At 59.0% G+C, this 24,741-nt stretch carries 23 protein-coding genes and 1 tRNA gene; 8 read left to right on the top strand and 16 right to left on the bottom strand.

Annotation, left to right across the window (positions count from 1 at the left end; all coding sequences use genetic code 11):
- Window positions 1–28: 28 nt before the first annotated feature.
- The 4 genes from ROLI_RS09265 to ROLI_RS09250 all read right to left on the bottom strand — a co-directional run bounded on the left by ROLI_RS09265 (window position 29) and on the right by ROLI_RS09250 (window position 2,725).
- Window positions 29–520 carry a DUF995 domain-containing protein gene (locus ROLI_RS09265; RefSeq protein ID WP_187432202.1) on the bottom strand — a complete coding sequence of 164 codons (492 nt, stop codon included), beginning with the start codon at window positions 518–520 and terminating at the stop codon, window positions 29–31.
- A 170-nt stretch (window positions 521–690) separates the two neighbouring features.
- The gene (locus ROLI_RS09260) at window positions 691–1,356 is read right to left on the bottom strand and encodes an alpha/beta hydrolase (protein WP_187432203.1); all 666 of its coding nucleotides are present in this window, start codon (window positions 1,354–1,356) and stop codon (window positions 691–693) included.
- Complete coding sequence (locus ROLI_RS09255; RefSeq protein WP_316247511.1) at window positions 1,353–2,000, bottom strand: DNA-3-methyladenine glycosylase 2 family protein; 648 nt, start codon at window positions 1,998–2,000, stop codon at window positions 1,353–1,355. Before ROLI_RS09255 ends, ROLI_RS09260 begins: the two co-directional genes overlap by 4 nt.
- Complete coding sequence (locus ROLI_RS09250) at window positions 1,982–2,725, bottom strand: precorrin-6A/cobalt-precorrin-6A reductase (protein WP_187432204.1); 744 nt, start codon at window positions 2,723–2,725, stop codon at window positions 1,982–1,984. Before ROLI_RS09250 ends, ROLI_RS09255 begins: the two co-directional genes overlap by 19 nt.
- A gap of 151 nt (window positions 2,726–2,876) precedes the next feature.
- On the opposite strand from ROLI_RS09250, the gene ROLI_RS09245 reads away from it, so the two are divergent.
- Window positions 2,877–4,100 carry an MFS transporter gene (locus tag ROLI_RS09245; protein WP_187432205.1) on the top strand — a complete coding sequence of 408 codons (1,224 nt, stop codon included), beginning with the start codon at window positions 2,877–2,879 and terminating at the stop codon, window positions 4,098–4,100.
- Between the two features lie 2 nt (window positions 4,101–4,102).
- Here ROLI_RS09245 and ROLI_RS09240 read toward each other — a convergent pair whose 3' ends face one another.
- The 4 genes from ROLI_RS09240 to cysS form a co-directional block, all read right to left on the bottom strand.
- Window positions 4,103–4,873: a squalene/phytoene synthase family protein gene (locus tag ROLI_RS09240; protein WP_187432206.1), complete on the bottom strand. Its 771-nt coding sequence runs from the start codon at window positions 4,871–4,873 to the stop codon at window positions 4,103–4,105.
- On the bottom strand, window positions 4,863–5,591 hold the full coding sequence (locus tag ROLI_RS09235; protein ID WP_187432207.1) for a trans-aconitate 2-methyltransferase: 729 nt from the start codon (window positions 5,589–5,591) through the stop codon (window positions 4,863–4,865). Before ROLI_RS09235 ends, ROLI_RS09240 begins: the two co-directional genes overlap by 11 nt.
- The gene (gene cimA, locus ROLI_RS09230; protein WP_187432208.1) at window positions 5,588–7,207 is read right to left on the bottom strand and encodes a citramalate synthase; all 1,620 of its coding nucleotides are present in this window, start codon (window positions 7,205–7,207) and stop codon (window positions 5,588–5,590) included. Before cimA ends, ROLI_RS09235 begins: the two co-directional genes overlap by 4 nt.
- 82 nt (window positions 7,208–7,289) lie before the next feature.
- Complete coding sequence (gene cysS, locus ROLI_RS09225; protein WP_187429940.1) at window positions 7,290–8,705, bottom strand: cysteine--tRNA ligase; 1,416 nt, start codon at window positions 8,703–8,705, stop codon at window positions 7,290–7,292.
- A gap of 222 nt (window positions 8,706–8,927) precedes the next feature.
- On the opposite strand from cysS, the gene ROLI_RS09220 reads away from it, so the two are divergent.
- Window positions 8,928–10,103, top strand: a complete 1,176-nt coding sequence (locus ROLI_RS09220; protein ID WP_187429939.1) for a pyridoxal phosphate-dependent aminotransferase — start codon at window positions 8,928–8,930, stop codon at window positions 10,101–10,103.
- A 54-nt stretch (window positions 10,104–10,157) separates the two neighbouring features.
- Here the strand turns inward: ROLI_RS09220 and ROLI_RS09215 are convergent, their stop codons facing one another.
- The gene (locus tag ROLI_RS09215; RefSeq protein WP_187429938.1) at window positions 10,158–10,775 is read right to left on the bottom strand and encodes an outer membrane protein; all 618 of its coding nucleotides are present in this window, start codon (window positions 10,773–10,775) and stop codon (window positions 10,158–10,160) included.
- Between the two features lie 406 nt (window positions 10,776–11,181).
- On the opposite strand from ROLI_RS09215, the gene ROLI_RS09210 reads away from it, so the two are divergent.
- The gene (locus ROLI_RS09210; protein ID WP_187429937.1) at window positions 11,182–12,720 is read left to right on the top strand and encodes a trimethylamine methyltransferase family protein; all 1,539 of its coding nucleotides are present in this window, start codon (window positions 11,182–11,184) and stop codon (window positions 12,718–12,720) included.
- Between the two features lie 100 nt (window positions 12,721–12,820).
- Here the strand turns inward: ROLI_RS09210 and ROLI_RS09205 are convergent, their stop codons facing one another.
- A complete protein-coding gene (locus ROLI_RS09205) occupies window positions 12,821–13,057 on the bottom strand; it encodes a hypothetical protein (RefSeq protein WP_187429947.1) in 237 nt (78 codons plus the stop codon).
- Window positions 13,058–13,321: 264 nt separating this feature from the next.
- Between ROLI_RS09205 and ROLI_RS09200 the strand changes: the two genes are divergently transcribed.
- Window positions 13,322–13,825 carry an RNA polymerase sigma factor gene (locus ROLI_RS09200; protein WP_187429936.1) on the top strand — a complete coding sequence of 168 codons (504 nt, stop codon included), beginning with the start codon at window positions 13,322–13,324 and terminating at the stop codon, window positions 13,823–13,825.
- Between the two features lie 558 nt (window positions 13,826–14,383).
- Here ROLI_RS09200 and ROLI_RS09195 read toward each other — a convergent pair.
- The 6 genes from ROLI_RS09195 to pdxH all read right to left on the bottom strand — a co-directional run bounded on the left by ROLI_RS09195 (window position 14,384) and on the right by pdxH (window position 21,301).
- On the bottom strand, window positions 14,384–14,872 hold the full coding sequence (locus ROLI_RS09195) for a hypothetical protein (protein ID WP_187429935.1): 489 nt from the start codon (window positions 14,870–14,872) through the stop codon (window positions 14,384–14,386).
- A gap of 12 nt (window positions 14,873–14,884) precedes the next feature.
- The gene (locus tag ROLI_RS09190) at window positions 14,885–18,535 is read right to left on the bottom strand and encodes a vitamin B12-dependent ribonucleotide reductase (RefSeq protein WP_187429934.1); all 3,651 of its coding nucleotides are present in this window, start codon (window positions 18,533–18,535) and stop codon (window positions 14,885–14,887) included.
- 771 nt (window positions 18,536–19,306) lie between these two features.
- Window positions 19,307–19,383 (bottom strand) — tRNA-Pro (locus tag ROLI_RS09185).
- Between the two features lie 41 nt (window positions 19,384–19,424).
- Window positions 19,425–19,886: a DUF192 domain-containing protein gene (locus ROLI_RS09180; protein ID WP_187429933.1), complete on the bottom strand. Its 462-nt coding sequence runs from the start codon at window positions 19,884–19,886 to the stop codon at window positions 19,425–19,427.
- Complete coding sequence (locus tag ROLI_RS09175; protein ID WP_316247440.1) at window positions 19,883–20,419, bottom strand: cold shock domain-containing protein; 537 nt, start codon at window positions 20,417–20,419, stop codon at window positions 19,883–19,885. The genes ROLI_RS09180 and ROLI_RS09175 overlap by 4 nt, the downstream gene beginning before the upstream one ends.
- 276 nt (window positions 20,420–20,695) lie before the next feature.
- Entirely contained in the window at window positions 20,696–21,301 is a 606-nt protein-coding gene (gene pdxH, locus ROLI_RS09170) for a pyridoxamine 5'-phosphate oxidase (RefSeq protein WP_187429946.1), read from the bottom strand.
- A gap of 152 nt (window positions 21,302–21,453) precedes the next feature.
- On the opposite strand from pdxH, the gene fabI reads away from it, so the two are divergent.
- The 4 genes from fabI to ROLI_RS09150 all read left to right on the top strand — a co-directional run bounded on the left by fabI (window position 21,454) and on the right by ROLI_RS09150 (window position 24,670).
- Complete coding sequence (gene fabI, locus ROLI_RS09165) at window positions 21,454–22,260, top strand: enoyl-ACP reductase FabI (RefSeq protein ID WP_187429931.1); 807 nt, start codon at window positions 21,454–21,456, stop codon at window positions 22,258–22,260.
- 3 nt (window positions 22,261–22,263) lie between these two features.
- Entirely contained in the window at window positions 22,264–22,869 is a 606-nt protein-coding gene (locus ROLI_RS09160; RefSeq protein ID WP_187429930.1) for a LysE family transporter, read from the top strand.
- 1 nt (window position 22,870) lies between these two features.
- Window positions 22,871–23,398 carry a xanthine phosphoribosyltransferase gene (gene gpt / locus ROLI_RS09155; protein ID WP_187429929.1) on the top strand — a complete coding sequence of 176 codons (528 nt, stop codon included), beginning with the start codon at window positions 22,871–22,873 and terminating at the stop codon, window positions 23,396–23,398.
- Between the two features lie 90 nt (window positions 23,399–23,488).
- The gene (locus ROLI_RS09150; protein ID WP_187429928.1) at window positions 23,489–24,670 is read left to right on the top strand and encodes an aminotransferase; all 1,182 of its coding nucleotides are present in this window, start codon (window positions 23,489–23,491) and stop codon (window positions 24,668–24,670) included.
- Window positions 24,671–24,741: the final 71 nt, after the last annotated feature.

The raw sequence follows: 24,741 nt of genomic DNA, 5'->3' as shown, positions 1-24,741 counted from the left end.
AGGTGCCCTCACATCAGCAGACAGGCCCCTATCCACCAACGGCTTTGCGGTGTTTTCTGTACTCCGCTTTGATCGCGTTACCGCTCTTTATCTTTTCCGGGCCGGGCTTGTACCATTCTTCTTTTTCGTGATGGCGTTGCCAAACCTGCCCTTCCTTATCGACTACATGTTGCCAGCAATTTTTCTCAACCTTGTCCGCTTCCTCTTTGTCTTTCCATTCCCAAACGGCCTCATAGCAAAGCGTCCCTTTTGAGGTCACATACCACTTTCCATCTGCATAAGACTTGCTGCCGTTCTTCTCGCTGGTCCAGACTGCCTGAAATGTGCCGCCACCACCCCAGTAAGACCCGCCGCGCGACCAGACCCAGGTATTGCCCAGATAGGTCTGAATGATCTGATTCGGATCCGCGGGTTTTGACGCACGTGGTTTCTTATCCGCCAGCGCGACGCTCCCGGAAAATACAAATGTTGCGATAATGATCGCACCCTTCAGTGATTTAAAAATCATGTTTTTCTCCAAATGAAATGTCTTTGAAAACTACACGACCCGCGCGCGCCGGGTCATGATCCATTTGGACTACGCCTTTCGACTTTGCGCGGAAAAACGCCCGCAACAATGGGTCCGGTCGCCAACCAGCCTTATTTATCCACTGAAAGAGGGCGTCGTTTTGGAGCGGTTTTGGCCGAGAATTAGAGGCTCAGCTTGTCGCGCATGAAGGCCAGTGCCACAGAAAGACCGTCAGGCGCGATGCCGTGACCCGTACCCTTCATGATGTGGGCAAAGACGTCTTTCCAACCCGCTTCCTGCAAGGCTTCCGCCGCCTGTGGCAAGGATTGAGGCGGCACGACGTCATCGGCATCCCCGTGCACCAGCAGGATCGGCGGGCGCACAACCACGTCATCCGCGAGAGCTTCTGGGCTCAGCAGGCGCCCCGAAAACCCGACAACCCCGGCGATCTCATCTTCCCGGCGCGGGGCCACGTGCAAGGCCATCATCGTGCCTTGCGAAAACCCGAACAACACCACCTGCTCGGGCAATACATCCTCATCCACCATCAACGCATCCAGAAAGGCATTCAGATCCGCAACCGATTGCGCCATCCCGCGCATGGATTCCTCCTCTGAGGAGCCGTCAATCCACGGGATCGGGAACCACTGGAACCCCATCGGCGCACCGGCGCAATCCTCCGGCGCATCCGGGGCGATAAAAAGCGTGTCTGGCAAATGTTCACCCAGCGGATCGGCCAGCCCCAGAAGGTCCGCCCCATTGGCACCATAGCCATGCAGGAACACCACAACCGAACGTGTGTCTCCCGACACCGGCGCGCGGCGTTCTGCATTCAATACCCGTGTCATGAAATCCCGTCCCTTTGTTTTGCGTGTCTGTAGTAGGCAAAGAGCAGCCGCGCCGCAACCGACCGCCAGGGCGACCAATTTTGCGCCATCTGCCGAAGCGCGCGTTCTTTTGGCCGCTCGGGCAGATCGTAAAGGACGCGCGCGGCCTCTTGCAGCGCCAGATCGCCGGGCGCAAACACATCGGCGCGCCCCAGGGAGAACATGACATAGATTTCTGCCGTCCACACCCCAATCCCCGTCACCGCCGTGAGCGTCTTGATCACGTGGTCGTCGGGCTGTTCACGCAGCGCGTCAAAATCGATCTCCGCCGCAGCCAGCGCCTGGGCATAGCGCGCTTTTTGGCGGCTGAGCCCGAGCGCGCGCAACTCGGCCTCATCCAGCGCCTTTACGCCTTGGACAGTATCGACGCCTGCATCCTGCAACCGGCCCCATATCGCGCGCGCCGAGGCCGTTGACACCTGCTGGCTGACAATCGCGCTCAGTAGTTGACCAAAGCCATCCGGCCTGCGGCGCAGCGGCAAAGGTCCGGTTGCCGCATATGCGCGCGCCAGCACGGGATCGTGTTGCGCAAGCCATGCGGCACCCTCGCTCACATCCGCGTCCGTCCGTATGATGCGCCCCACACTCAAGGGTTGGCCTCCCACGCCAGCGCCTCTGCCACGGTTGACACCTGCGGCATGCCTTCGGGTGCGGGCGGGCGTTCAATCATCGAAACGCGTATTCCCAGCCGCCGTGCCGCCAGCAGCTTTGATCTGCTTGCAGCCCCCCCAACGTTGCGACAGATCAACCGCGATATGCGCAGTTCCTGAAACAGTATTTCTTCACTCTTTTGCGAGAATGGCGGCGTGCCCACAATATATTTCACAAAGGGATAGGGCGGTGGATGCTGCGAGGGTCCGGTCTGACGCAGAAACAGGGCCTGACCCGAAAAATCGGCAAACGCGGGCAGCGACGCGCGCCCGGTATTGCTGAAGACGCGGGCGGCTTGCGGAACATCACGCGCGGCCGCGGATATGGTGTCATAGAATTCCCATCCATCCTGACGGGTCGCGCGCCAGCTGGGGCGCAGCAAGCGCATATAGCGCACCTTCTGCGCGCCACTGACCTGCGCTGCCATATCCGAAACCTCAGCGTCAAACGCGTGGCTCACATCAATCACGCAGCCCACGCCATTTTGTTGCAACCAGGCGCACATATCATCCGCCTGTTCAAAGCCCCCGATACGGGTCGGAACCGGTATCGGCTCAAACACCCGTTCCGGTTCCGGCAGGCTCGCGATCACGCGCCGTCCGCGCCCCAATAGCCCCGCAATCACGCCATGCGCCTCGCGCGCGCCCGCCATCACCAAGGTTGTCTGATCCTCTTTCATATCGAGACCTTATGGCAGATCACGCGATGCGCAAGAGGGCGTGGCCACATCGCGCGAGACACGCAACAGGACTTACCCATATCAGTATCCATATCAGGCAAGAGACGCATGACCCCTTGCCCAGTCTCGCCAACAGGATTACGCAAGGCCCATGCAAGAAGTCGATGATACCCGCGCAAAACGCAATGTGGCCGTTCTGGTCATGGCACAGGCCTTTCTGGGCAGCCAGATCACCATGATTTTCGTGATCGGCGGGCTGGCCGGGCAACAAATGGCGGTCAACGCCTGCCTTGCGACACTGCCGATTTCGATGATCGTCTTTGGCTCCATGACCACCGCGCCCTGGCTGTCGGGACTGATGCATCGCTTTGGACGGCGCGCGGGCTTTATCGTCGGGGCTCTGGGCGGTCTGATCGGGGCGGCGATCTGCGCTTATGCACTGACGCTATCGAATTTCTGGATCTTTCTTGTGGGCAGCTACCTGACCGGTATCTACATGTCTTCACAAGGTTTTTTTCGCTTTGCCGCTGCGGATACCGCCTCTGAAGGGTTCCGCCCAAAGGCAATTTCCTATGTCATGGCGGGGGGGCTTTTATCGGCGATCATCGGCCCGCAACTGGTCGGATACCTGACCAGCACCAACCCGGACGCAACCGTGATGCGGTTTTTCCCGGTCTATATCGCCGCCATGGTCCTGAACGTCATGGGCATGTTCCTCTTTGCGTTTCTGGACATCCCCAAACCCCCCAAACCGACCGTCGATAGCCCGCATGGGCGATCGCTGATCGAACTGTTGAAGACCCCGCGCATCGCCGTCGCGGTGATCTGCGCGATGGTCTCCTATGCGCTGATGAACCTGGTGATGACCTCGACACCGCTTGCGGTGGTGGGCTGCGGCTTTGCTGTGGCGGATGCGTCCAACGTGGTCACCGGGCATGTGCTGGCGATGTTCGCGCCCTCTTTCTTCACCGGGCATCTGATTGTGCGGTTTGGCGTGGAGCGGATTATGGGGCTTGGGCTGTTGATCCTGGGCGCGGCAGGTCTGGTGGCGCTTTCCGGTGTGGAACTTGAGCATTTCTTTGTCGCGCTTGTCCTGCTTGGCTTGGGTTGGAACTTCGGCTTCATCGGCGCGACCACCATGTTGGCGGGCGCGCATAGGCCCGAAGAACGCGGCCGGATGCAGGGGGTAAACGACCTGCTGGTCTTTGGCGGCGTGACGCTGGCGTCGCTGTCCTCCGGCGGGTTGATGAATTGCTCGGGCGGCACACCGCAAGAAGGCTGGGCCGCGGTCAACATCGCCATGGTGCCGTTTCTGGTGCTGGCGGGTGGCGCGCTGATCTGGCTGATGCTGCGCCCCAAGACACAAGCGGCCTGATCTCAGGACCATTTCCACAGCAGATAGGACCGTTTCAAAGGGTTCAGCGTGATCGCACTCTCGGCCACGCGCTGCGGTCGCTTTACGACCAAATCCAGCAGGTCCTGCGTCAAAAACGCCTCACTGCAAGCCGGACGCGCACCTGCGGGCAATAGCGTTTTGATCTCACGAACCGACGGGCAAGCCCCGCGCGTAACCTCTGCCAGAACCCCGATGGCCTGCGCACGCCCATCCACCAGCGGAATACGCCCCTGCGCCTCAAGCGCCGGGACCGCTTGCAGGAATCGCGCAAGGCCCGTGGCGCGCCCCAGCTTGCGCACCGGCGTTTCGAAATGCGCATCGGTCCCGCCCAAAGCGCGCGTCGCCACCCACATCAACCCCGCCGCCGTGTCATTGAGATAACTCTCGAAATGCGCAGCGCCCTCAAAGGCCTCCTTGTAGATATCCCAGCGCCGCGCCGCGACCAGCCGGTCCAGCACCCTGGCCCCATCGGCGTCCAATATGGCGGCTAAGGGCGTGACAACCTCGTGGCGGCGCACGGTATCGCCTGTGGCGATTTCCTCCAGCGCATCGCGCCACCATTGCAGGCGCATCTCGGCGATCATCGGCTCCTGCGTCACCCAAGGCGCGCGCGACACTTCGATGTTGAACGCATAAAGCGGAAACAGGACGCGCCGCGCGGCAACCGGGCTGGCCATTGTGGCGGCAAAGCGATCCGGGTCGCCCTTTTCCACCAGCGCCGCGCAAGCGGTCAGGTCTGGCTCAAAGCTCATGCGGGCGCACCACGCTCAAAAGGTATCCGAAACTGTCGCGATGCGCCCGCCAGCAAGCGGCCTCGGCTTCTGCTTCATCCAGGACCTGCGCCAAAGCGCCACGCGCTTTAGGGCGCAATTGAGCAATACGCGCATCAAGCGGACCGAAATAATCTTCCCAAGCGTTGTCGCCAAGCCGCCGTGTCGCCAACGTCTCAAAACCCGCCGCCTGCACGTGAGCCGCCACGCCCTCAATATCGGTCATCGCCGGGTATTCCTCCCAAAGCTTCACCGCCGCCGCAGGGCGCGCCTCTCCAAACCAGCAGACTTCGGAAAAGACTATCACACCGCCCGGTGCCACGGCGTGACGCCACCCGCGCAAGCCTTCTGTGGTGCCAAGAAAATACAGCGCCCCGGCGCACCAGATCATGTCAAACGGACCGGTGAGCGCCGTCATATCGCAGGTAGACAGCGTCACATTCGGATCCGACCCACGCCGTTTGCGGGCCTGTGCGATAAAGGCGTCGGTTTTATCCATGCCCGTGATATGGCCCTGTGGGGCCACCCCGCGCAGGGTTGCAATATCAGCGCCCGGTCCGCAGGCGGCATCGCAAATCCGCGCATCCGGTTTAAGGCCCGCAACCTGCGCCGCCCACTCGATATCCGCGGCCTCGCCCGGACCTTCACGCGGCAAGTCGCGGTGCAGGGTAAAAAATGCTTCTTCGTAACTCTGGGTCATGCCGGTTTGCTCCGGTCACGCAGAATCTTCCAGCGGATCGCATCCAGAAGTGCTTCAAAAGAGGCATCCACGATGTTGGCGGACACGCCCACGGTGGACCAACGCCGCCCCTGCCCGTCCTCGGAATCGATGATCACGCGGGTGACGGCCTCGGTGCCGCCCTGGGTGATGCGCACCTTGAAATCCACCAGACGCATGTCGTCGATGATCCCCTGATAGGGACCCAGATCCTTGGCCAAAGCTTTGGCCAACGCGTTGACCGGACCGCGATCGGAACCGGTTTCATCCATGGATTCGCTGACCGAGAGCTTCTTGATGCCATCCACTTTGACGACGACCACGGCCTCGGACAGGCTGACCATCTTATTGTATTTGTTCTTGCGCCGCTCCACGCTCACCCGGTAGCGCTTTACCTCGAAAAACGTGGGCATTTTCCCCAAAGCCTCACGCGCCAACAACTCGAAACTCGCCTGTGCGGTGTCATAGGCATACCCCTCCGCCTCGCGTGTCTTGATCTGATCCAGGATCAAACCCAGAGCCGGATCGCCCTTGGCCACCTTGATCCCGGCGTCCTTGAGCCGTTGGCGCAGATTGGATTGCCCGGCCTGATTGGACATGGGGATAATGCGTGCGTTGCCGACATCGCCGGGGTCGATATGTTCGTAGGTAGTAGGGTCCTTGAGGATCGCGGAGGCATGCAGCCCGGCCTTATGCGCGAATGCCGAAGATCCGACAAAGGCCGCCTGCCGGAAGGGCACGCGGTTAAGGATTTCATCCAGCATCCGGCTCGTGCGGGTCAGGGTCTTGAGCGCCTTTTTGGTGACATTGATGTCATAGCGGCTGGCGTAGGGTTCCTTGAGCAGCAAGATGGGGATGAGCGCGGTCAGGTTGGCATTGCCGCAGCGCTCACCCAGACCGTTCAGGGTGCCTTGGATCTGTCGCGCGCCCGCATCGACGGCGGCCAGCGTACAGGCCACGGCGTTTTCCGTGTCGTTATGGGTGTGAATCCCCAAGCGATCGCCGGGAATGCCCGAGGCGATGACCTGAGCGGTGATATCGCCCACCTCCTGCGGCATGGTACCACCGTTCGTGTCGCATAAAACGATCCAGCGCGCGCCCGCATCGTAAGCCGCATGCACCGCCGTGAGAGCATAGTCGGGATTGGTACGATAGCCATCAAAGAAATGTTCCGCATCAAAAAGTGGCTCACGACCGGCGCCCTTGAGATGGGCAATGGAGCGCGCGATATTGTCGGTGTTATCCTCCAGCGAGATACCAAGTGCCGCGCTGACATGAAAGTCATGCGTTTTGCCCACGAGGCAAACGGCAGGCGTGCCTGCGTTCATGACGGCGGCCAGCACATCGTCGTTCTGCGCTGAAAGCCCCGCGCGTTTGGTCATGCCAAAAGCCGTCATGGTCGCGCGGGTCTGGGGCGCATCCTCGAAAAAGGCGCTGTCGGTCGGGTTTGCCCCCGGCCAGCCGCCTTCGATGTAATCCACGCCCAGGCTGTCGAGCGCCTCAGCGATGGCGCGTTTTTCTTCTGTGGAGAACTGCACGCCCTGCGTCTGCTGGCCATCCCGCAGGGTCGTGTCGTAAAGATAAAGCCGTTCGCTCATGACAGCTCCCCGACCAGCGGTGGCCTGAAGCCCACCTTACGGGGGCGTGCCGTAGGGTGGGCTTCAGGCCACCTTCCGCCGGTCATTTCAGGTCCTTGAGTTTGGCGGGGTCGAAGTCTAAGGCAAGGGATGCGTGTGGCCCGATTGAACTTACGCTCAATTGCAAACCGGCATTCTCAATTTTTGACTTTAGAACATCTGCGGCTGCATAGTCTTTACGTGCCCGCAAACTGTGCCATTCTTGCATCAACCCTTCAAGAACTCTGACATCGGGTTCTTTAGAGCCCGTGTATGAGAACCAAGAAGATGAACCCTGTTTTTCACGAAACCACTTTGTATTTTCGGCATCGTTGAAGCCGATCAGGTTCATCATTGATTTCAGATATTCACCGCTTTTAGGTATATTTGATCTTGCCCAAAAATGCATTTCCTGAATTGCTTGATGCGTATTCAAATCGTTACCGAGCGCGCGCGCGAGATTGCAATCAAACTCCGAGTTCGGTTCAATGCCATCTGTTTTAGAATACCAATCTACCAGTGTTGCCTCCGCCTCCTCCCGCTTCTTCTCAGTCCAATCCATTGGCTTGCGGTAATGCGTCGACAGTATCACGAAGCGGATCACTTCGCCCGGCACACCCTGGTCCAGCAAATCGCGCACAGTAAAGAAATTCCCCAGCGATTTGGACATCTTCTTGCCCTCGACCTGCAACATCTCATTGTGCAGCCAGACATTGGCCATCATCTCTGTCTCATTGGCACAGCAGCTTTGGGCGATCTCATTCTCGTGATGCGGGAACATCAGATCATTGCCGCCCGCGTGTATGTCGAACGTGGGTCCCAACAACTCGCGCGCCATGGCAGAGCATTCGATATGCCAGCCCGGACGCCCCCGCCCCCAAGGGCTGTCCCAACCGGGGGTTTGCGCATCGGAAGGCTTCCAAAGGACGAAATCCATCGGATCTTCTTTAAACGGGGCCACTTCGACCCGCGCCCCCGCGATCATATCATCGACGGACCGGCCCGACAGCCTCCCGTAGCCCTTATAAGAGCGCACCCGGAACAGCACATGGCCTTCCTTGGCATAGGCATGATCCTTGGCGATCAACTGCTCGATCATCTTGACCATCTGCGGGATGTATTGCGTCGCGCGCGGCATCGCGTTCGGCTCCAGCGCCCCAACGGCGGCCATATCCTCCAAAAACCAACGGCTGGTTTCATCCGTGATCTCGCCGATGGACCGTCCACTTTCGGCTGCGCGCGCGTTGATCTTGTCATCCACATCTGTGAAATTGCGCACATATTTAACATGATCTTCGCCATAGACATGCCGCAACAGACGATAGAGCACATCAAACACGATCACCGGGCGCGCGTTGCCCAGGTGCGCGCGATCATAGACCGTTGGGCCGCAGACATACATGCGCACGTTTTCGGGATCAATGGGCACGAACTCTTCTTTGGAGCGGGTTTTGGTGTTGTAGAGCTTCAATGTCGTCATGGCAGGCGTCCTTGCGCAGGGGTGACGCGGGCTTGGCAATCTTGTGGAGGCATGAAAACGACCTGAAACCGCCCGCGGAATGCGATCAGCAAATAATACAGCAAATGGGAGCGGTTTGGGTCATGGCGCATGGGTAACCCGCAGATGCCTCGCGGGTCAAGGGCGATTGACGAATCAAAGCCGCTCTGCCCCCCTGCGCCGGGATCAGGGAAGGAACCCGCCATGCAACTCTCCACACGTATTACCGGCCTGACGGGCGGCGGCTCTGACGGGTGGGATGTGTTCCTCAAGGCGCGCGCGATGATCGCGAAGGGCATCAATGTTACCGAACTGACCATCGGGGAGCATGACATTCGCACCGCAGCCCCCATACTGCGGGACATGCACGCCGCGGCGATGAACGGGCATACCGGATATGCCGCTGTGCCTGGCACGCGCGCTTTGCGTCAAACGGTGGCGGCGCGGGTGCAGGCGCGTACGGATGTTGCAACCACGCCGGACAACGTGTTGATCACACCGGGCGGGCAAGCGGCCCTTTTTGCCGCCCATATGGCGGCCTGCGATCCGGGCGATACCGCACTTTATTTCGACCCCTATTATGCCACCTACCCCGGCACAATTCGCGGCGCGGGGGCCATGCCGCAGGTGATCGAAACGCGAGCGCTGGATGCCTTTCAACCGCGCGCTGCGGCCCTCAGGGCGCATTCAAAAGCGGCGCGCTCGCTGTTGATCAACACGCCCAACAACCCCACAGGCGTAGTTTATTCCGATGAAACGCTGAACGCGATTGCCGATATCTGCAGAGAGGACGACCTGTGGCTGATTTCGGATGAGGTCTATGACACGCAGGTCTGGGAAGGGCACCATCTATCCCCCCGCGCCCTGCCCGGCATGGCCGAACGCACGCTTGTGGTCGGGTCGATGTCGAAATCCCACGCCATGACCGGATCGCGCTGCGGCTGGATCATCGGACCCCAAGACGCCATCGCCAACCTGATCACACTGGCGACCCATACGACATACGGCGTGCCGGGCTTCATCCAGGACGCCGCCAAATTCGCGCTGGATCAAGGTGAGGCGTTCGAGGCCGAAATCGCGGCCCCCTTCAAACGACGGCGCGCCCTCGCCAAGGGGGTTCTGGCGCGCCAGAACACGGTCGGGTTGATCCCGGCGCAGGGGGCGATGTATCTGATGCTGGACATCCGCGCGACGGGCATGAGCGGCGAGGCATTTGCCTATGATCTGCTGGCCGAACACCACATCGCCGTCATGCCCGGCGAGAGCTTCGGGAGTAGCGCGGCGGGCCATATCCGCGTCGCCATGACCATCGAGGATGCGGGTTTCGAACAGGCGCTGCAAACCCTTTGCGCGCATGCCGACGCCCTGAGCCGCCGCTGACATCGGTGAACCCGCCCAATCACGGCGGCGGGTTCACGCTTGTGCGATCCGCGATCAGAACTGCCAGGAGGCACGCAGGGTGAAGGTATCCGCATCCGCGTCCTGACCGGATGTTCCGCCCAGATCGCTGAAGCTGTGCTTGAGGTATTCACCGCTGATGATCACCTGCTCCGTGGCTTTATAGGACAGGCCGACGCCGTAGAAATCGCCGGTATCGCCCCCGACGCTGGTGTCAACATCCGCAAGCCCCACCGTGCCATAAAGCAGCGTACGACCGAAGTCATAGCCGCCGCGCAGCTTGGCGCGCCATACCGAATCAACGGATTGACCAATCGGCGCGCCCGCCGATTCCAGATCGACACTCGCATCATCATAATCGACCTCGCCCCCCAGAACCCAGGCCCCAAAGTCATAATTATACCCGGCATGCACACCGAAGGTTGTGTCATCACCACCAACACCCGCAAGGCCGTTTTTGCCATCCACATCCAAATTGCCGATCTGGGCACCGCCATAGAAGCCGGTCCAATCGCCGCCCGTGTAAACAGGCGCTGGCGGGGGGGCGACGGGGGCGGGCGCGATCACCGGTTCATTCAGCGCACCGGCAAAGGCGGGGGTGCTTGCCACAAGCGTGACGACGATGGCGGCTGCTGCACTCAAGATGTTCTTCATTCTGATATCCTCGGTCTATGTTTCGGGCGCTTTTGCTTTTCCGCGCGCCCTTGATCCCCAAACTGGTGAACAGCGGGCTTGGTTCAATACACATTTGCGCGTTGATCTGTGATTGGACGAAAACCGGCCATAAGCTGCGCAGACATCTGGCTCAAAACGGCAAGGCTCCGCCCCCTGCGCCCTCAGACGGCTCATTCCAATAACGACACGGTGTCGCAAACAAGCTTGACCGATCCCGAATTCCCGCCGCTAATCGACGCGAGAAAGGGGCGCGCGCCATGCAGGATGATCTGAGCAAAATCAATTTGGTGGTGCGCACGATCGGCGCTGAGCGTGGGCGCGCAGCACGGGGCCGCCCCCCGCTGGAATAACCGGTTTTCAGCAACGCTTTTCTCAGGATGATCCCATGACACAACGAACACAAATCCGCAGCGGGGGCCGTGCTGCGCGCCGTGCCGCGCGTGCCGCTCCCCTCGCCTCGCACCTGCGCCCAATCAGACCGGGAATGCCCGGAGGGGCCTACACCCCGCTCACCCCCCTTCAGATGGATCAGATACACGCCACGGCACTGGATGCGCTTGAGCAGATCGGCCTGGCGGATGCGCCCGCCTCCGGCATTGCCTATTTGACCGGCGCGGGGGCAATTCTCGGCGATGACGGGCGTATCCGCTTTCCGCGCGCCCTGATTGAGGACACGATTGCGCGGGCCAATCGCTCGGTCACGCTGATGGCGCGCGACCCCCAGCATGATCTGCAACTTTCCGGGCACCGCGTGCATTATGGCACTGCCGGGGCCGCCGTGCATCTGGTGGAGGCCGACGGGCGCAATTACCGCGAATGTGGCGTTCAGGACCTGCATGATGCTGCGCGCATTGCGGATACGCTCGATAACATCCACTTCTTGCAACGCCCGATGGTATGCCGCGACATCACCGACAATCTGGAGATGGATTATAATTCCATCTATGCTTGCTGTGCGGGAACGACGAAACACATTGGCGTTTCTTTCACCGAGCCCGGCTTCGTCAAGCATGGCATTGAAATGCTGCATATGATTGCAGGGGGCGAGGATAAATGGCGCGAAAGGCCCTTTGTCAGCAACAGCAATTGTTTCGTCGTGCCGCCAATGAAATTTGCCACTGAGTCCTGCGAAGTCATGGAGGAATGCATCAAGGCGGGCATACCCGTGCTGCTGCTATCGGCGGGCATGGCCGGTGCGACGGCCCCCTCGACGGTTGCGGGCGCGATTGTGCAGGCCGTTTCCGAATGTCTCGCCGGTCTGGTCTATGTGAACGCGGTCAAACCGGGACACCCGGCGGTTTTTGGCACCTGGCCCTTTGGTCTTGATCTGCGCACCGGCGCGATGACGGGCGGGTCGGGTGAGCAGGCTTTGCTGACGGCCGGCTGCGCGCAGATGCATAAATACTACGACCTGCCGGGCGGGGCCGCTGCCGGCATTACGGATTCCAAACTGCCCGACATGCAGGCGGGGTGGGAGCAGATGTGCTCCAACGTGATGGCCGGTCTGTCGGGGTTGAACATGGTTTATGAAGCTGCCGGGATGCATGCGTCTTTGCTGGGATTTTGCCATGAATCGCTGATATTGGGCAATGATCTGATCGGACAGGCGATGCGTTGCATCCGCGGGATCGAGGTCACGCCCGATACTCTGTCGCTGGAACAGATCAGGGAGGTCTGTATCGGCGGGCCGGGGCATTACCTGGGCACCGAACAGACGCTCGGGCGCATGGAGCAGGACCATGTATACCCCACCTTTGGGGATCGCACCTCGCCCAAGGAATGGGTGGAGCGCGGCAAGCCAGACCTCATTGAAAAAGCCACTGTACGTAAGGAGGAAATCCTCGCGCAACGCTCGGCAGCGCGATTTGACCCGCATCTGGATGCACAGATTCGGGCGCGATTCAGGATATATTTACCCACCTGATTACACGAAAATGCCCGGTTCCTGGGGGTGGAACCGGGCACGTTGATCCTGATATGCTCGCCGATCAGTGAGGGTCGGACAAGCTCAGGCTTTCGGCGATTTAGGCTGGCATCAGCCCTGCTTCCTGCGCCGATTGCACTTCTGCTTCGTCCAGCGCGCCATCCGCATTAAGATCCATCGTGGAGAAAGCCTCAGCCGTCACGTCCGGGTATACGGCCTGCACCTCGTCGATGGTCAAAACGCCGTCCCCATTCGTGTCCGCACTCAGCGCGGCCACTGCGCCAGAAGCCGACATCAGAGCGATCAGAGCGATGGTTGGTTTGTTGAACAGTGTCATGTGGGATCTCCCGTTAAAGTTTGAACATAAGTGTTCCAAGGCGCTCTCATGCGCCTCACCCAGTAAGATGCGGGAAGCGCCGGTTGCGTCCCTGCCCCAGTGGTACGTGGTGCTATCGCGCCATTCCCCGCCGATCCCCGCCCGCCGGGGTGGCAAGGCGTTGCCGAAAAAGAGCGCAAAGGTGCCATCGGCAAAATCCCCCCATCTGGTGACCTGCGCCAGACATGCCATGTTTGATCCAGTCCCGGCAAAAAGGAACGCGACATGCATGATCTTCACAGACAACCCGATGATCTGAACGCTCTGCTGCCACGCCTGGCAACGCGGGCAAAGCGTCTGAGTGACAGCCAGAGCGATGCCGATGATCTGGCGCAGGAGGCGGCGCTGAAATTATGGTCTGCGCTGCATAGTGGCACCGAGGTGGAAGATCTCGAACGCTATGCCATGACGGTTCTGCGCAATCTGGCACGGCAGAAATGGCGATCTGAAAGACCCACCGATCCGCTGGAAGAGGACAGTATGGCCGTTTTGCCGGATGCGCCAACGCGCATGGCCTTTGCCGAGATCGTCGCTGCTGTTGGCCGTCTGCCTGAAAACCAGGCCCTTTTGATCCAGATGATCGCGGCGGGCGAAACCAGCCCTGCGTCGTTGGCACGGCTCACAGGCCTACCCGTCGGAACGGTCATGTCGCGTTTGGCGCGGGCAAGGGCAAAGCTGCGCAAGGAGATGGGGTTGAAACAGAAAGCACCTGTTTCGGAATTGTTCTAGCCGAGCAAAGGTGGCCTGAAAGCCCACCTTACGGCTATTCTTATGCACCGTAGGGTGGGCTTTCAGGCCACCTTTGCAAACAGCACCTTCCAAACACACCCCTCGATTTTGGGTACCGCACAAAAAAAATGGGGCCCCGCAGAGCCCCATTCAGTTTCGCCGTTCAGGCTCAATATATTAACCGCTCGGTATTTTTTTGCCTGCGGCCTGAACGTCGCCAGGAACGAACGCATCCGCTCCCTTGTCCCATGAAAAATCCAAAGATTTTTCGTGGAAAGAAACAGAGCGGGTTTTCGGCAAAAAAAACCTACTCTGTCTCTCTCCGCTGGATATTAGAGAGGCCAAGGTCCCACCCTGCCCGTCCCCAATCACGTTGGAAATCCGAAGAATTTCCGACGAGTGAGACAGAGCGGAAAACGACTTCGTTTTCTGCGTAGTCTCACCCCTCCAATGTTGAACGCAAAAGAGCATTAACTCTACCCGCTTCTGTTTCGTCAGGATGCCGACCGGTCTTGGTCAGCCGACACCCCTACGCGCCATTGCCGGCACGTGTTCTTATTATCCCTTCACACACTGACTCAATCCAATGAGGAGCCCTGCCAAACCAATCCAATCACCAAAGTCTCTATCTCTAAGAAAGAAACCAAGTTTACTGGATTTCAGAAGTTCCAGACGATCTCTGAAGTCCGCAGTCGTCAGGATTTCACCGAGAAATAATATTTCGTCAGCCGAAGTCACCGATAGAAAATCAAAATCTCCAGTGAAGTCAGTTAGCTTAAAGCCATTGATCTCCATGTTTAGCATCGTGAGGTTATTCGTACCGTGACCCACTAGAGAAACTCGGCAATCCTCAGTCTTCAAACCGTTTACAACTACGTGATGAGAGTTTGTCGCATCAATAGCGATGTCATAGTTTTTGATGTTGGGATTATTTAGAGTGATATATTTGCGATTATCGAGACTGACTCCAACCGATTTCTTTCTTTTCATCCCTTCTTCGTTGATCGCCGTATTTTCAGGCAGATTGTCGTAGTTCATCCTACTCATAACATGCCCCCCTCAGCTACACCCAGACGTCCCGCCACAGGTGTTGCACTTCATGCAAGTCCCGTTGCGCACCAGCGTGTAGTTGCCACATTCGCCGCAAGCCTCGCCCTCATAGCCCTGCATCTTGGCCTTGGTGCGCGCGTCCATGCTGATGGATCCGCTGGCGATAGCCGTGCTCGCCATGGCCACGGCGACATTACCCTCAGCAACAGGCGACAGCCCGTCAAAGGCGACCGCCCGGTCGGCAAACCCCTGACCGCCCTGCAAAACCACCAACTCCTGTGGCATCCGGTTGCGCAGATACCCTGTTGAGCTGATTTGCTTGAGCACTTCCAACGACTTCGCCGCCGCCGTTTCGGACAATTCGGAGACGTTGCTCACGCCTTCCTCCTCGCCCCGGCCCAGATCGTCGAACGTGTGACCCGCGGGGGCGACATGCGCCAGATCCGTGCGATCCAGATAGGATACGGCCAATTCGCGGAACACATAGTCCAGGATCGAGGTGGCGTTCTTGATGGTCTCATTGCCCTGCACCATGCCCGCGGGCTCGAATTTGGTGAAGGTGAAGGCGTCCACGAACTCCTCCAGCGGCACGCCATATTGCAGACCCACGGAGACCGCGATCGCAAAGTTGTTCATCATCGCCCGGAAACCCGCGCCTTCCTTATGCATGTCGATGAAAATCTCACCGATCTTGCCGTCCTCGTATTCGCCGGTGCGCAAATAGACCTTATGCCCGCCGACGATGGCTTTTTGCGTGTAGCCTTTACGACGCTGCGGCATCTTTTCACGATGCGACTTCACGATCTCCTTGACGATGATTTTCTCGACGATCTTTTCGGCCAGAACGGCGGCCTTTTCATGGGCATTACCGCTTTCGAGCACCTCCTGGGCGTCCTCATCATCCTCCACCAGCGATGCGGCGAGCGGTTGGCTGAGTTTGGAGCCGTCGCGGTAGAGCGCATTGGCTTTGACACCCAGCGACCAGCTGAGTTCATAGGCCTTCTGGCAATCCTCGATGGTCACATCATTGGGCATGTTGATCGTTTTGGAGATCGCGCCGGAAATGAACGACTGTGCTGCGGCCATCATGTGGATGTGGCTGTTAACCGACAGATACCGCTTGCCCTTCTTGCCGCAGGGGTTGGCGCAATCAAAGATGCTCAGGTGCTCATCCTTGAGGAAAGGCGCACCTTCGAGCGTCATGGTGCCACAAACGTGATCATTGGCCGCATCAATGTCTTTCTTGGAGAACCCCAGATGACGCAACAAATCAAACGTCGGATCATTCAGCTTTGCCGCTGGGATCCCCAGCACCTGCGTGCAGAACGCTTCGCCCAGCGTCCATTGGTTAAACACAAACCGGATGTCAAAGGCCGAGGCCAACGCGCCATCCACCTTGGCCAATTCATTGGGACCAAAACCATGCCCGGCGAGCGACGTGTGGTTGATGCCGGGTGCGTTGCCGATGGTGCCGTGACCGACCGCATAGGATACGATTTCTTCGATCTGCGCGGAACCATAGCCGAGCTTTTCAAGCGCACCGGGGACGGATTGGTTGATGATCTTGAAGTATCCACCCCCCGCGAGTTTCTTGAACTTCACCAGGGCGAAATCCGGCTCGATGCCCGTGGTGTCGCAATCCATGACCAGACCGATGGTGCCGGTTGGCGCGATCACAGAAACCTGCGCATTGCGGTAGCCGTGCTTTTCGCCCAACTCCAAGGCATGATCCCAGCTGCTGCGCGCAATTTCGACCAGACGCTGATCGGGGCAGCTGCGATGATCTAGCGCCACCGGATTGACCGCCAGGCTTTCATAACCGTCAAGTTTGCCATTGGCCGCAGCACGGTGATTGCGGATCACCCGCAGCATATGCGCGCTGTTCTTTTCATAGCCCGGAAACGGTCCCAACTCGCCCGCCATTTCGGCAGAGGTCGCATAGGACACACCCGTCATGATCGCCGTCAGCGCACCACAAAGGGCACGCCCCTCAGAGCTGTCATAGGAATACCCCATGTTCATCAGCAAGCCGCCGATGTTGGCATAGCCCAGACCCAATGTGCGGAAATCATAAGACCGTTGCGCGATTTCCTTGGACGGGAATTGCGCCATCATCACGGAAATTTCCAGCGTCACGGTCCACAGACGCGCCGCATGCATATAATCCTCGACCTGAAACACACCATCCTTGAGGAAGGTCAGCAGGTTCATCGATGCCAGGTTACAGGCCGTGTCATCGAGGAACATGTATTCCGAGCAGGGATTCGATCCGCGAATGGCACCGTCCTCGGGGCAGGTGTGCCAGTCGTTGACCGTATCGTGATATTGGATGCCCGGATCAGCGCAGGCCCATGCGGCATGGCCGATTTGTTCCCAGAGTTCACGCGCCTTGACGGTCTTTGTAACCTTGCCGTTGACCCGGTTGATCAATTCCCAATCGGCGTCTTTTTCAACGGCGGTCAGGAAAGCGTTGGTCACGCGGATCGAATTGTTGGAGTTTTGCCCGGAGACCGAATTATAGGCCTCGGAGTCCCAATCGGTGTCATAGGTCGGGAATTCAATCGAGGTGTGACCCTGCTTGGCATAATCCAGTACGCGTTTTACATATGTCTCTGGGATCGAAACCTTTTTCGCCTCGCGGACCGCCTGCTTCAGCGCGTCGTTCTTGGCCGGGTCATAGGCGTCTTCAACCGCGCCGTCCCATGCTTTGATCGCCGCGAACAAGAGGTTCAGTTTTTGTTCATGCATCTTGGAGCCTGCGACGATGCTCGCCACTTTCTGCTCCTCAATCACCTTCCAGTTGATGAAATCCTCGATGTCGGGGTGATCCGCATCCACGATTACCATTTTCGCCGCACGCCGCGTGGTGCCACCCGATTTGATCGCGCCCGCCGCGCGGTCCCCGATTTTGAGGAAACCCATCAGGCCGGAGGATTTACCCCCGCCTGACAGGCTTTCCCCGGCGCCGCGCAAGGAGGAGAAGTTCGTTCCGGTTCCGGAGCCGTATTTGAACAGCCGCGCTTCGCGCACCCACAGATCCATGATGCCACCGTCATTTACGAGGTCGTCTGAGACTGACTGGATAAAGCACGCATGGGGCTGTGGGTGTTCGTATGAGGACTTTGATTTGGTCAATTTGCCGGTTTTGTAATCGACGTAATGGTGGCCCTGTGCGGGGCCGTCGATGCCGTAGGCCCAATGCAGACCCGTGTTGAACCACTGGGGGCTATTCGGTGCGGCGCGTTGGCTGGCCAGCATGTGGCGCATTTCGTCAAAATAGGCGCGCGCATCGGATTCGGTGGTGAAATAGCCACCTTTCCAACCCCAATAGGCCCAGGCACCGGCCAACCGGTCGAACACTTGCTTGGAGGATGTTTCACCGCCCATTTCCGCGCCTTCAGCCGGGACAGAGCGCCACAGGAATTCGGGAACGCCTTTTTCTTTGACCTTTTTCGTGGCCGATGGGACGCCCGCTTTGCGGAAATATTTCTGCGCGATCACGTCACTGGCGACCTGGCTCCAGGAGGAGGGGACCTCGACATCGTCCAGGCGGAACACGATGGTGCCATCCGGGTTGCGGATTTCGGACGCGGTCGTCACAAAATCCAGCTCTGAATAGGCGTCATGGTCGACTTTGGTGAATTTACGTTCAATTTTCATTTTAGCTGCCTCATCTTCAGCGTCTTCATCAAAGAGCCGATCCTGCCATAGCAGAACGCCTCACTCATGCCGTGGACCCGGGGCGGTAAACCAAACTCGATCAGCACCGCGATAGGGTGCTGCCGGTTTGCGTCAGAACGATGGTATGTTTCGTCTGTCTGCCCTTGGTCCGTCGATGCACCTCTGTGCGTTTAACCACTACATGTTGTGGCGTCATCGTCGGCCTCCACAATCTGACGTATTGGACCCTATCCGGTCAACGAAATTTTTACAGTTTTTTTGACAGACGACCGCTTGACGGCCTGTCCGTTTTGAGCACCCAGCCAGCGCGTGTGATTCAACATATTAATGCAAAGTTAATATCCACAAGCGGGCGGTTAACGCCTTCGGTGCCTATGGTGCCCAATACCCCAATGGATAGGCCCCTTTAGCAACGCAGGTTGATGTAGCACTTGAATTAATCCACAGTCGCGAGGCGCAGAGATACAATTTGACGCTGCAGGCGCGCGCGCCTTTCAACCCTTAACCATATTCACGCCATGTTACAGTTTTATGGCATCTGACCGCTGATCATGCCCGCAGGCATCCCCATATCTAGCGGGTTCGCCGCTCGGCCCTCGGGGCATCCACTAGATGTTGTGGACGTGGTGAGTCGCAGACGATTCCCTGTCACGCGGGATCAAGGCAGGCCACGACGGACAACAACCACAAGGCACCACGATGCGGCGCGGATCACCGCAGCCCACATCAACAAATTCAAAGACTGGAAAATGGTCGGAGCGAGAGGATTCGAACCTCCGACCCCCTGTACCCAAAACAGGTGCGCTACCAGGCTGCGCCACGCTCCGACGAAGCACTCTTTAGACGGGGCGCGCGGGTTTGAAAAGCCCTAACAGGGCCAAACCGCCTCAAGACCGGAAAATGTTGGGTGGCGCATCACGGTGCCGGGCACAATTCCCATCGCTTTTGCGAGCCCGCCGTTGATTTCCAGCACATGGGTCAGGTCGCGCCCGCCGGGAATCGGTGTGTCATCCAGCGGCTGCGCGGAATGGTGAATGGATTTGACCGTCCCCGAAGCATCCAAGAACAACAAATCGAGCGGGATGAGCGTGTTGCGCATCCAGAAAGACAAAGCCTGCGGGCGTTCATAGACGAATAACATGCCCGAACTGCTCGGCATGAACGCGCGGTGCATCAAGCCCTGCGCCCGCTCGGCGGCATCATCGGCGATTTCGACAGAAAACCGCGCCTGCCCCCAGTCGCCCTTGAGAAAAACTGCATCCTCGCGACAGGTCTGCGCGAGACCCGCGGTCCCCAAAGCGCAAAACACAACCGCCGCGCGCAGGATCATGCGTCGGAAGTATCCAGCGCGGCTTCCCAGGCAAATACTTCGGCCGCCATGTGTCCGCGCTTGCCCTGGATCACGCGCAAGGCCAGCGCCTCGCCCGGTGCCAGATCAGACAGGCCCGAGCGGCGCAGCACTTCCATATGCAGGAAAATATCGTCGCGCCGCCCAAAGACATTCGCAAACCCAAAACCCTTGCCTTTGTCGAACCATTTGACCCGCGCCGGTTCTAATGGTGCGGCGGCAACGGTGGCCGGATCCAGCGCTGCGATATCCGACAGCCCTACCGATTCACCCGTTTCGGGCGGCTGCAACGCGATCACATGCGTCGCCTGAACACCCCGGTCGGTTTTTTGAACTTCAAGTTCGACGCGCGCGCCATCGGCCACGGAACTTTGTCCAAAGTTGCGCAAGACGTTAACATGCAACAAAATATCCGGACCACCCGCATCAGATACGACGAAGCCGAACCCTTTCACCGGATCAAACCACTTAACCAACCCTGACACGCGGGGGGATATATCTTCGGTATCGCTCACACGCAAACTTTCAGCCGCCGTAAATTTATTTAACATGGTATCAGACGAAATAACTTCATTCTCTCACTTTAAAACAAAAAATGCACCGATACCTTCGGGTAAGCAACAAAATTGGCCAATACAAGCACACTGTCGCCTCAAAAACACCACATTTACCCGCCAGGGTTTAATTTCTTGGGGTAAACACCTGACATTCCAACACAGTTATAATCTTTGCACATAAATGTGTGCGCTTACAAACACTGTTTTTAATTCCCCTTTGATGTGTGACCTTAATCAGGGATTGAGCCGCGAAATCGACCAGTCGTCCTGTAACCCCGCCCGCTGCCAACGAAATCGGTCATGAAGACGGAACTCACCATCCGCCCAAAACTCGATCTCCACCGGCTGGAGTCTGAAGCCGCCCCAAAATGGGGGGCGCTTGGGGTTGGGGCCATGTTTTGCCGTTACCTTGGCAACTTCTGCCAGAAGGGCGGCCCGGCTTGAGAGCGGACGCGATTGCCGCGACGCCCAGGCACCCAGGCGGCTTTTAAGAGAGCGCGAGGCGTAATATGCATCAGCGGGTGGCCCATCCTCGCGCGACACAAGCCCGCGCACACGGATCTGGCGGCGCAAGGATTTCCAATGCATTACAAAGGCGGCCTTGCCCGCGCTTTCCAATTCGCCCGCCTTGGCGCTTTCGTAATTGGTATAAAAAACAAAAGCATCCGCCTCGATATCCTTGAGCAGCACCATGCGCACGTTCGGCAACCCCTGACCGTCTACCGTGCTCAGCGCGATGGCATTGGGATCGTTAGGTTCGCTTTTCTCCGCTTCTGCCAGCCAATCACGCGCGATCTGGAACGGGTCATTGCCCGCAAATTTACCGGTTCTTTCTTCCATCATACCCTCCGTCTACATCGCGCTACCAGATGGCCGAACCATCCGAAAGGTCAAGCCCATCCCGTCCACAACCCAACCAGCCTTGATGCACCTTGCGCAATCGCCTAAAGGTCTGCCAGACACAAACACCTGAAACAAACCGAGGGACCTTCATGGGAAACGATCTTCTGGCAGGCAAGCGCGGCCTCATCATGGGCCTTGCCAACGATAAATCCATTGCCTGGGGGATCGCCAAAACCTGTGCGGACGCGGGCGCGAAGCTTGCGTTTTCCTATCAGGGGGATGCTTTGAAAAAGCGTGTCGGGCCGCTCGCGGCGCAATTGGGCAGCGATATCGTCCTGCCCTGTGATGTGGGCGATGAGGCCTCTCTGGATGCGCTGTTTGAGAGCCTCAAGGAGCGCTGGGGCACCCTCGATTTCATCGTGCATGCGATCGGGTTTTCGGACAAGAACGAATTGCGCGGGCGTTATGTGGACACGAGCCGCGGCAATTTCGCGCTCTCCATGGATATTTCGGTCTATTCTTTCACGGCTGTTGTGCAGCGCGCGGAAAAGATGATGTCTGAGGGTGGCTCCTGCCTGACCCTCACCTACTATGGCGCGGAAAAAGTCATGCCGCATTATAATGTGATGGGGGTTGCCAAGGCCGCCTTGGAGGCCTCGGTGCAATATCTGGCTGAGGATTTGGGCAAGGACGGCATCCGCGTGAACGCCATCTCCGCTGGCCCGATCAAGACGCTGGCGGCTTCGGGTATCGGGGATTTCCGCTACATCATGAAGTGGAACGAATATAATTCACCCCTGCGCCGCAACGTCACCACCGAGGACGTGGGCAAGGCCGCGCTCTTCCTGCTCTCCGATCTCGGCTCCGGCACCACGGGCGAAAACCTGCATGTGGATGCGGGCTATCACGTGGTGGGGATGAAGGCGGTCGACGCGCCAGATATGAGCAAGGCATAAACCGTGAGCGTCGAGAGCCTGATCGCTTTCAACCTCGTGCTTATGGCGGCCATTGCAAGTCCGGGTGCGGCACTGCTCTATTTCATCAAGACCTGTGTGGCCTCTGGGCGCGCTGCGGGTTTTGCCACGGGGCTTGGTCTTGGGCTGGCCGCCGCTGGCTGGACTTTGGCGGCGCTGCTGGGGCTTGAGAGCCTGTTCGCGCTCTTCCCCTGGGCCTATACGCTGCTGAAAATCACCGGGGCGCTTTATCTGATCTGGATCGCCGTGCAGACCTGGCGTCATGCGCGCGACCCGGTGGGCGAGATCGACCGCCCCAAGGGACGCGCCTTGCTCTCCGGCTTGCTGGTCAATATCGGCAATCCGAAATCCATGCTCTTTGCCGCTGCCGTGATCCTTGTGGTGTTCCCCCAAGGTCTGAACGCTATGGAAATCACATTGATCGTGGCCAATCACCTTGCCCTCGAAGTGGTTTTCTATGGCCTCTTCGCCGTTTTACTGTCCAGTGCACCCGCCCGGCGCGGATATCTGAACGCCAAACCCATTCTTGATCGTATCGCCGCGACCCTTCTGGGGGCTCTGGGGCTGCGTCTGCTTGTTGAAAGGACCTGAAATGAGCAAAGATCCAAGCCGCCTGCCCCATGAAAAAGGCTTTCACATCAGTTGGGACCAAATCCACCGCGACAGCCGGGCGCTGGCATGGCGGCTCGACGGGCAGGGGCCGGATGATGGCGGCTGGCGCGCGGTCGTGGCGATCACGCGCGGCGGCATGGCCCCGGCGATGATCGTGGCGCGCGAGCTTGATATTCGCACGGTCGATACGATTTCGGTCGTCTCCTACCATTCCGGCGGCGGCAAGGCAGACGAGCGCCGTGACGCCGAGGTGCTGAAAGCCCCGAACCAGGAGATGATGGGCGACGGCACTGGCATATTGATCGTCGATGATCTGGTGGACAGCGGCAAGACGCTGGAACTGGTGCGCGCGCAATATCCCAAGGCGCATTTCGCTACCGTCTATGCCAAACCGCAGGGCGAGCCGCAGGTCGATACTTTCATCACCGGGGTCAGCCAGGATACCTGGATCTTTTTCCCCTGGGACATGGCGCTGCAATATGTCGAACCTTACCGCGGCACCGATTGATCTGTTGGCACCGTCGGATGCCTCCGGCGGGAGTATTTGAGGCCAAAAGAAATGAGGCCCCGCGGTGGCGGCGTGGCGTGGAGTGAGTTGATGAGCATTGTCAGAACTGCGGCAACCTTTGCCCCGCCGGTCATGCAAGCACGTCGTTGGCTTGAGGGGATGGCGTTCCCTGCGCAGCGGCCCTTGATCAACGTCAGCCAGGCCGCCCCCGTTGAGCCGCCACCCGATGCGCTGCGTCAGGTCATGGCCGATGTCGCGCTGAGCCGCGATGACGCGCATCTTTATGGGCCGGTGCTGGGCCTGCCTGCGTTGCGCGCGGAACTGGCGGCGCAGAGCACACGCATCTACGGCGGCACCATTAACACATCCCATGTCGCGATCACATCCGGGTGCAATCAGGCTTTTGCCGCGGCGATTGCGACTCTGTGCGGTGAGGGCGATGAGGTCATCCTGCCGACGCCCTGGTATTTCAACCACAAGATGTGGCTCGACATGTCCGGCGTGACAGCCGTGGCGCTGAAAACCGACGCCGCCCTGCTGCCCGACCCGGAGGCTGCGCAGGCCTTGATCACACCGCGCACCCGCGCCATTGCGCTTGTGTCCCCCAACAACCCCGCTGGCGTGGAATATCCGGCGGAGCTTTTACAGGCCTTCTTTGATCTGGCGCGACGCAATGGCATTGCGCTGATCCTTGACGAAACCTACCGCGATTTTCATAGCCAAACGGGTGCACCGCACGGGCTGTTCATGGACCCTGACTGGGATGACACGCTGATCCACCTTTATTCCTTTTCCAAGGCATATCGGCTGACCGGGCACCGTGTCGGGGCCATCGTGACCGCGCCCGCCCGGCTCGCAGAGGTCGAGAAATTCCTCGACACCGTCGCCATCTGTCCTGGCCAGATCGGCCAGCATGCGGCCCTTTGGGGGATGCAGAACCTGGCGCAGTGGCTCGCCGGGGAACGCAACGAAATACTGACGCGGCGCGGCGCCATTGAGAGCGGGTTTCACCGGTTGGCCGCGCAGGGCTGGAGTCTCCTGGGATCGGGCGCGTATTTTGCCTATATGGCGCATCCGTTTGCCATAAGTTCGGCGGATCTTGCCCCCAAACTGGTGCGCGATCAGAGCATCCTGTGCCTGCCGGGGACGATGTTTTGCCCTCAAATCGATCCTGATGGCACGCAACAGCTGCGCATCGCTTTTGCCAATCTGGACACTAGCGGCATTGAGGTGCTCTTTGAGCGTCTGATTGCGATGCACACAAGCCCCTGAGCCCCCTTGCCCCCCGGCGCGCGGGCGCATAGACAGAAGGCCAAATTGTGACAAGCGCCGCGCGCGCAAAG

It is taken from the genome of Roseobacter fucihabitans (genome assembly GCF_014337925.2).
GTDB lineage: Bacteria > Pseudomonadota > Alphaproteobacteria > Rhodobacterales > Rhodobacteraceae > Roseobacter > Roseobacter fucihabitans.
This window is presented reverse-complemented; position numbering and strand designations above follow the sequence as displayed.

Excerpts from the sequence above, each read along its gene's own strand:
- fabI (WP_187429931.1), top strand. The coding sequence starts at position 21,454 with ATGGGAAACGATCTTCTGGCAGGCAAGCGCGGCCTCATCATGGGCCTT.
- ROLI_RS09190 (WP_187429934.1), bottom strand. The coding sequence starts at position 18,535 with ATGAAAATTGAACGTAAATTCACCAAAGTCGACCATGACGCCTATTCA.
- cysS (WP_187429940.1), bottom strand. The coding sequence starts at position 8,705 with ATGACGACATTGAAGCTCTACAACACCAAAACCCGCTCCAAAGAAGAG.
- ROLI_RS09210 (WP_187429937.1), top strand. The coding sequence starts at position 11,182 with ATGACACAACGAACACAAATCCGCAGCGGGGGCCGTGCTGCGCGCCGT.
- ROLI_RS09220 (WP_187429939.1), top strand. The coding sequence starts at position 8,928 with ATGCAACTCTCCACACGTATTACCGGCCTGACGGGCGGCGGCTCTGAC.
- ROLI_RS09200 (WP_187429936.1), top strand. The coding sequence starts at position 13,322 with ATGCATGATCTTCACAGACAACCCGATGATCTGAACGCTCTGCTGCCA.
- ROLI_RS09245 (WP_187432205.1), top strand. The coding sequence starts at position 2,877 with ATGCAAGAAGTCGATGATACCCGCGCAAAACGCAATGTGGCCGTTCTG.
- pdxH (WP_187429946.1), bottom strand. The coding sequence starts at position 21,301 with ATGGAAGAAAGAACCGGTAAATTTGCGGGCAATGACCCGTTCCAGATC.
- ROLI_RS09235 (WP_187432207.1), bottom strand. The coding sequence starts at position 5,591 with ATGACCCAGAGTTACGAAGAAGCATTTTTTACCCTGCACCGCGACTTG.
- ROLI_RS09205 (WP_187429947.1), bottom strand. The coding sequence starts at position 13,057 with ATGACACTGTTCAACAAACCAACCATCGCTCTGATCGCTCTGATGTCG.
- gpt (WP_187429929.1), top strand. The coding sequence starts at position 22,871 with ATGAGCAAAGATCCAAGCCGCCTGCCCCATGAAAAAGGCTTTCACATC.
- ROLI_RS09150 (WP_187429928.1), top strand. The coding sequence starts at position 23,489 with ATGAGCATTGTCAGAACTGCGGCAACCTTTGCCCCGCCGGTCATGCAA.
- ROLI_RS09195 (WP_187429935.1), bottom strand. The coding sequence starts at position 14,872 with ATGAGTAGGATGAACTACGACAATCTGCCTGAAAATACGGCGATCAAC.
- ROLI_RS09215 (WP_187429938.1), bottom strand. The coding sequence starts at position 10,775 with ATGAAGAACATCTTGAGTGCAGCAGCCGCCATCGTCGTCACGCTTGTG.
- cimA (WP_187432208.1), bottom strand. The coding sequence starts at position 7,207 with ATGAGCGAACGGCTTTATCTTTACGACACGACCCTGCGGGATGGCCAG.
- ROLI_RS09240 (WP_187432206.1), bottom strand. The coding sequence starts at position 4,873 with ATGAGCTTTGAGCCAGACCTGACCGCTTGCGCGGCGCTGGTGGAAAAG.
- ROLI_RS09180 (WP_187429933.1), bottom strand. The coding sequence starts at position 19,886 with ATGATCCTGCGCGCGGCGGTTGTGTTTTGCGCTTTGGGGACCGCGGGT.
- ROLI_RS09250 (WP_187432204.1), bottom strand. The coding sequence starts at position 2,725 with ATGAAAGAGGATCAGACAACCTTGGTGATGGCGGGCGCGCGCGAGGCG.
- ROLI_RS09260 (WP_187432203.1), bottom strand. The coding sequence starts at position 1,356 with ATGACACGGGTATTGAATGCAGAACGCCGCGCGCCGGTGTCGGGAGAC.